Here is a 5,453-nt window from a genome sequence, read left to right as displayed (position 1 = left end):
CCCGCGGCCCCCGGCGAGTGGGTACGAACAAGGCACCGATAGCCGCGCTCCTAGCTCCTGAGTGGCTCCAGCAAATCAACAACTTATCCGCGAACAGCAACCGCCTAGTCAGGAGTGCTTACGTCGCCCCGCATAAGTGCTCGACGAGTGCCACGCGGGCACTCGTCCCTAGGTGACGCGCGACATCCCGGCCACAGCGATGCGGCCCGACCTTTTGGAGAAGGAACCTGATGATGACGACAACGACGCAACGGGCATGGTCACGACCATGCGGCAATTCCGGCGGCGGGAGGAGGTTTCCTGCCCATGCGCTGACCAACAAAAACACGCAGCGCCGCACGGCCCCACGGCACGGCACCGGCACCGGCACGCTCACTAGAGGCGGCCAAACCGGCGAAACACGCGCCCGGCCGAACGACAGACGGCCGGTCGAGGAATCCAACCGATTGGAGGCACTTGAACCGGAGAAAATGACCGACGGGTGATGAGTAACCGGCTCTCGGGGAGCCCTCGGGCTCCAGCGGCAACCCCGCACAGCGGGAACCGTCTGGCCATCAACATTGACCGATGAAACGAACGGAGATGAAGGGACTGAACTATGCGCTGCTGAACCTGACCCGCCCCAACGGGGACGGGTCGTTTGCCACGCGTGCCTGCCGCGCGCGGGGGCTCCAGCAGCTGGCCGACGAGCTGCACGCGCTCGGCTTCAAGCTGAAGGGGGCGAAGAACCTGGCGCCCAAGCATCTGGACGCGCTGGTGGCGCACTGGCGCGCCGGCGGCATCGGCGACGCCACCATCCGCAACCGGCTCGACTGGCTGCGCTGGTGGGCCGAGAAGGTCGGCAAGCCGGGGCTGCTGCCCGGCGACAACACGGCCTTCGGCCTGGCGGAGCGCACGCCCTACCAGGGCAACCGCGCCCGGCGGCTGCCGGACGGAAGGAGACTCCAGTTCTGGGCGGCTGAATCGGACAGGCTCGGGCAATAACGGATTCCGAAATCCTGGACATTCTGAGAGTCCAGGTACTTCGTCCCCTTTAGGTCGGCGCAGCGATCCACGTTCTCAAAGCGAAGAACTCCATCTTCGTCGATGATCCGGGCGCCGCATTTGCGACAATCGGCGTAGTTCATGCACCACTCCTGCGGTTTAGCAGGTCTGCCAGGGATCGGACAGATCAATTTAAAATTGCATAAGTTGCAGATCGGCTTCTGGACTAGTCTAGGGAGTGGCCCGTGATTGTGCTGCGGTGCAGCAACGGTAAAATGGAACATCGCTGGCCGATGGCCCGCGATGCCCTTCCTGGGCTCTTCCTCCCTAAACTCGGGCCGTCGGCATTGCCGGCGGCCTTTTTGCTACGACACTCGTCTGCCGGTACGCGACGTCCAGCATTGCTGCGAACGCAAAAAACCCCGCCGGACGTCGTCATCGCCCGGCGGGGCATGTACGCGCTGAAATGCCTGCTCACCCCAAAGCCAGGTCACCCTGACGATCTGATGATGCTTCCGAAAGAGTTAATGGCTGGTTGATGTGCGGAGCGAGCGGTGTGCCTGCAACGCGCGTCACTCAGCCAGGCGTTTCAGGAGGTCACCTGGCCGGAGAGGGACCAGGGGTCGGCTGTGCCGGCGCCCGCTGCGATGCCGTACCGATCACCGAGCCGAGAGAACTGTACCCGTCCGGTTGAGGCCGCCTTGACCGGATGATCGGGGACGGAAGTCATAGGACTATCACTAGGAGTAGTCCTATGACGAAGACGCAGGTCGAGGTGATCACGTCGGTACAGCGGCGTCGCCGGTGGTCACGGACGGAGAAGGAACGGATCGTCGCGGCGGCGCTGGAGCCTGGCGCGGTGGCGTCCGATGTGGCGCGGGCGGCCGGGATCCATGCGAGCCAACTGTTCCGGTGGCGACAGCAGCTTTGCGAGCCTGGACCTGATCGGAGCGCGGCGGCGACCGCCCCGGCGTTTGCCGCGGTGACGGTCGCGACCGATCTGGCGGCGACGGCGGCGGCCCAAATTCCCGCGCTCCCGACCCCAGCTTCGGACGGCGTGGTGGAGATCGAGTTCGCGGGCGGGACGCGGCTGCGGATCAGCGGCGCGGTCGACCCGGCGATGGCGTCGGCCCTGATCACGGCGCTGGTGCGGGCGCCACGGCGGCCGCGCCGATGATCCCGGTTCCGACCGGCACGCGGGTGTGGCTGGCGACCGGCCACACCGACATGCGCAGGGGTTTCGACGGCCTCGCCCTCATGGTGCAGGAGACGCTGCGGCGCGACCCCCACAGCGGGCATCTGTTCGTGTTCCGCGGGCGGCGCGGCGATCTGATCAAGGTTTTGTGGCATGACGGCCAAGGACTTTGCCTGTTCGCAAAAAGGCTGGAGCGCGGACGGTTCATCTGGCCGTCGCCGGCGGACGGCACGGTGATGATCACCCCGGCGCAACTCGGCTATCTGCTCGAGGGGATCGACTGGCGGATGCCGCAGCGGACGTGGCACCCGCAGGCGGCAGGCTGACGCGAGAAATGTGAATCAGCACGTCGTCGTGAGATCTCGAGCGCGACGACGTGTGATTCAATCAGCGGTATGGACGCCGCCGATTCTTCTCTCCCGAACGACATCGCGACCTTGCAGGCGATGCTGATCGCCGAGCGCGCGGCGCGGCTCGCGGCCGAAGCGAAGGCCCGCAACGCCGAAGTCGAGGCGCACGCGCGGGCGTTGCTGATCGAGAAGCTGAAGTTCCTGATCGCCAAGCTGCGGCACGAACGGTTCGGCCAATCGGCGGAGCGCCACGCGATCATCGAGCAGCTCGAGCTGCAGCTCGCCGACCTCGAGGAGAACGCGGCCGAAGCCGAGACGGCGGCGGAGATCGCGGCGCCCGCGAGCGACACCGTGCCGGTGCGCGGCTTCGATCGCAAGAAGCCGGCGCGCCGCCCGCTGCCGGAGCATCTGCCGCGCGAGCGCATCGTCTATCCGGCGCCGTCGGCCTGCCCGTGCTGCGGCGGCGCCCTGCGCAAGCTCGGCGAGGACGTCACCGAGACGCTGGAGGTCGTGCCGCGGCAGTGGAAGGTGATCCAGCACGTGCGGGAGAAGTTCACCTGCCGGGCGTGCGAGGCGATCACACAGCCGCCGGCGCCCTCGCACCCGATCGCCCGCGGCCGCGCCGGCCCGGCACTGCTCGCCCATGTGCTGGTCTCGAAGTACGGACTGCATCTGCCGCTCAATCGGCAGAGCGCGGCCTACGCGCGCGAGGGGATCGACCTCGACGTCTCCACGCTCGCAGACTGGGTCGGCGCCGCGGCGGCGACGCTGATGCCGCTCGTCGAGGCGCTTCGCACCCACGTGTTCGCGGCGGCGCGCATCCATGCCGACGACACGCCGGTGCCGGTGCTGGCCAAGGGCAAGACCCGCACCGGCCGCTTGTGGACCTACGTTCGTGACGATCGCCCGTTCGGCGGCCCCGATCCGCCGGCCGCGGTGTTCTTCTACTCGCCCGACCGCGGCGGCGATCATCCCGAGGAGCACCTCGCACGCTTCGCCGGCCTGATGCAGGCAGATGCCTATGCGGGCTTCAACCGGCTCTATGCGGCCGGCCGCAAGCCGGGGCCGATCGTTGAAGCCGCATGTTGGGCGCATGCACGCCGCAAGTTCTTCGAGCTCGCGCGCATCAAGAAGGCGCCGATCGCGATCGAGGCCGTGAAGCGCATCGACGCGCTGTTCGAGATCGAGCGCGACATCAACGGCGCCACCGCCGACGAGCGCCGCCGCGTGCGCGACCAGCAGAGCCGGCCACTTCTCGTCGAACTGCATGCCTGGCTCCGCGACGAGCGCGCCAAACTCTCGGCCAAGAGCGAGACCGCCAAGGCGATCGACTATGCACTGAAGCGCTGGACCGCGCTCACCCGCTTCCTCGACGACGGCCGCCTGTGCATGTCCAACAATGCCGCCGAACGGGCGCTGCGCGGCATCGCGGTCGGGCGCCACAACTGGACCTTCGCCGGCTCCGACGAGGGCGGCCGTCGCGCCGCTGCCGTCTACACCCTGATCGAGACCGCCAAGCTGAACGACATCGACCCGCAGGCCTGGCTCGCCGACGTCCTCGCCCGGCTCCCCGATCATCCCGCCCGGCGCATCCACGACCTCCTGCCGTGGAACTGGAAGGCGCCAACCTCCACCGCTGCCGCGGCCTGACTACCCCGGACCTCCACCCGACCGAACTTCCCTGCGGTCCTCACCGGATGGGTACAGAGAACTCGCCGAGCCGGTGGTTTCATGCTCGGGCCCCCGGTCCCACAGGGCGAACAGCAGGAACGCGAGCCCTGCTGCGATGAGAATGTAGTTGTGATAGTCACGTTCGGGACGCTCGTTTCCATTATGGGCAATACCCATACTGATCTCCGTTGATAAAGGGGTCAGGTCTTCGATGCAGCAATCCGGGGTGGTGCAAGTGCCACCCTGCGTTGATAACGACAGAGCAGACAAAGCGTTCGGCATCGCCGGCAGGTTGCCGCTCCGGGAGGGGGGAGGCAAGAACGCCCGGGTGCCATAATACTTTCATTTTAAATTCTGCTGAGATCGCGTACTGACGTAGTATTTGAGGCATCAACTACTGTATTTGTCCGTATTGATGGTGCGCTGCGATAAGTGGTTGTGTCCGCTGGCAGGTGGCCTGCTTTCACAAGAATCAGTGGGGTGGCGATGTGCGCACTGAATCGTGAAGCCTGCCGTTTGCCACGGGAAGTTTTCGAGGAGGCGGCCGCCGGGCTGCCATCCCGGTTGGCAGCGCCACATCAGAAAATCATTCTCGCGTCAGCGCTTTGGAGTTGGCTGCGTCCGGTCATGCAGACCGCGAGCAGTTGCGGGCCATGGCCGCGAGAACGGTGCGACATCTCGCAATATCCGGTTAAAGGAGGGCGGTACTCCGGGCCTGCCGATGTGAGGGACAGATCGGCTTGCGCGGAGTGCCAGGGGGCGGGCAGCCGTGGACCAAGCGGCGCCCGCCTTGTCCTTTTCTGCCCCGACACGGTGATTCCGGGGGCAATGGCAAGCGCGCTCCTCGACCGAGGGCCGTCTGCCGGAGCGTGGCAGGCCGGCTTCCCCCGGCTCTGGAGTAGCTCTTACTTCAGGGAACTCGCCATCTCCAGGTGGTGGTTCAGCTCGCCCAGAGTGGTGGTTGCCCAGTTCTTGAGGTCGGGGTTGTCGCCGTTCTGGGCGAAAGCCGAGAACAGGGCGACGGCGTCCTGGTGAGCCTCCCGCTGCATCGTGATGTAGGCGTCCCTGAATGCTTGGCCGTCCAGTGAGGCGAGCCGCGCGAGCTTCTGCTTGTGTGCGTCGTCGAGCGCCTGCGGAATCTCGCCGCGTACCTTGCCGCCTTCGATCAGGCCTTTCAACTCGGCCGAGGTCTTCTGATGAGCCAGGATCATCTGGTCGGCGTAGTCCAGCGCGCCGCAGGGGAATCGCGTTTG

At 66.3% G+C, this 5,453-nt stretch carries 6 protein-coding genes; 5 read left to right on the top strand and 1 reads right to left on the bottom strand.

The genetic code is table 11. The annotated features are described in order from the left end of the window. Positions 1-567: 567 nt before the first annotated feature. From ABTU92_RS14560 to tnpC, 5 genes are all read left to right on the top strand, one after another. Positions 568-984 carry a phage integrase N-terminal domain-containing protein gene (locus ABTU92_RS14560; RefSeq protein ID WP_408091802.1) on the top strand — a complete coding sequence of 139 codons (417 nt, stop codon included), beginning with the start codon at positions 568-570 and terminating at the stop codon, positions 982-984. A gap of 245 nt (positions 985-1,229) precedes the next feature. Continuing rightward, the gene (locus ABTU92_RS14555) at positions 1,230-1,523 is read left to right on the top strand and encodes a hypothetical protein (RefSeq protein WP_408091800.1); all 294 of its coding nucleotides are present in this window, start codon (positions 1,230-1,232) and stop codon (positions 1,521-1,523) included. A gap of 215 nt (positions 1,524-1,738) precedes the next feature. Then, positions 1,739-2,161: an IS66-like element accessory protein TnpA gene (gene tnpA / locus ABTU92_RS14550; RefSeq protein WP_408091798.1), complete on the top strand. Its 423-nt coding sequence runs from the start codon at positions 1,739-1,741 to the stop codon at positions 2,159-2,161. After that, positions 2,158-2,505 (top strand): IS66 family insertion sequence element accessory protein TnpB, encoded by a 348-nt coding sequence (tnpB, locus tag ABTU92_RS14545; protein WP_408091796.1) that lies wholly within the window; start codon positions 2,158-2,160, stop codon positions 2,503-2,505. The genes tnpA and tnpB overlap by 4 nt, the downstream gene beginning before the upstream one ends. Positions 2,506-2,574: 69 nt before the next feature. Next, on the top strand, positions 2,575-4,179 hold the full coding sequence (gene tnpC, locus ABTU92_RS14540) for an IS66 family transposase (protein WP_408091794.1): 1,605 nt from the start codon (positions 2,575-2,577) through the stop codon (positions 4,177-4,179). A gap of 926 nt (positions 4,180-5,105) precedes the next feature. On the opposite strand, the gene ABTU92_RS14535 is transcribed toward tnpC, so the two are convergent. Continuing rightward, positions 5,106-5,453: DUF4142 domain-containing protein (locus ABTU92_RS14535; protein ID WP_408091792.1), on the bottom strand; the 348-nt coding region annotated here is incomplete at its 5' end.

The sequence above is a fragment of the Rhodoplanes sp. SY1 genome, from assembly GCF_046000175.1.
Classification (GTDB): domain Bacteria; phylum Pseudomonadota; class Alphaproteobacteria; order Rhizobiales; family Xanthobacteraceae; genus Rhodoplanes.
Note: the sequence above shows the minus strand (reverse complement) of the source record. Positions and strands in the feature narration are given on the sequence as shown.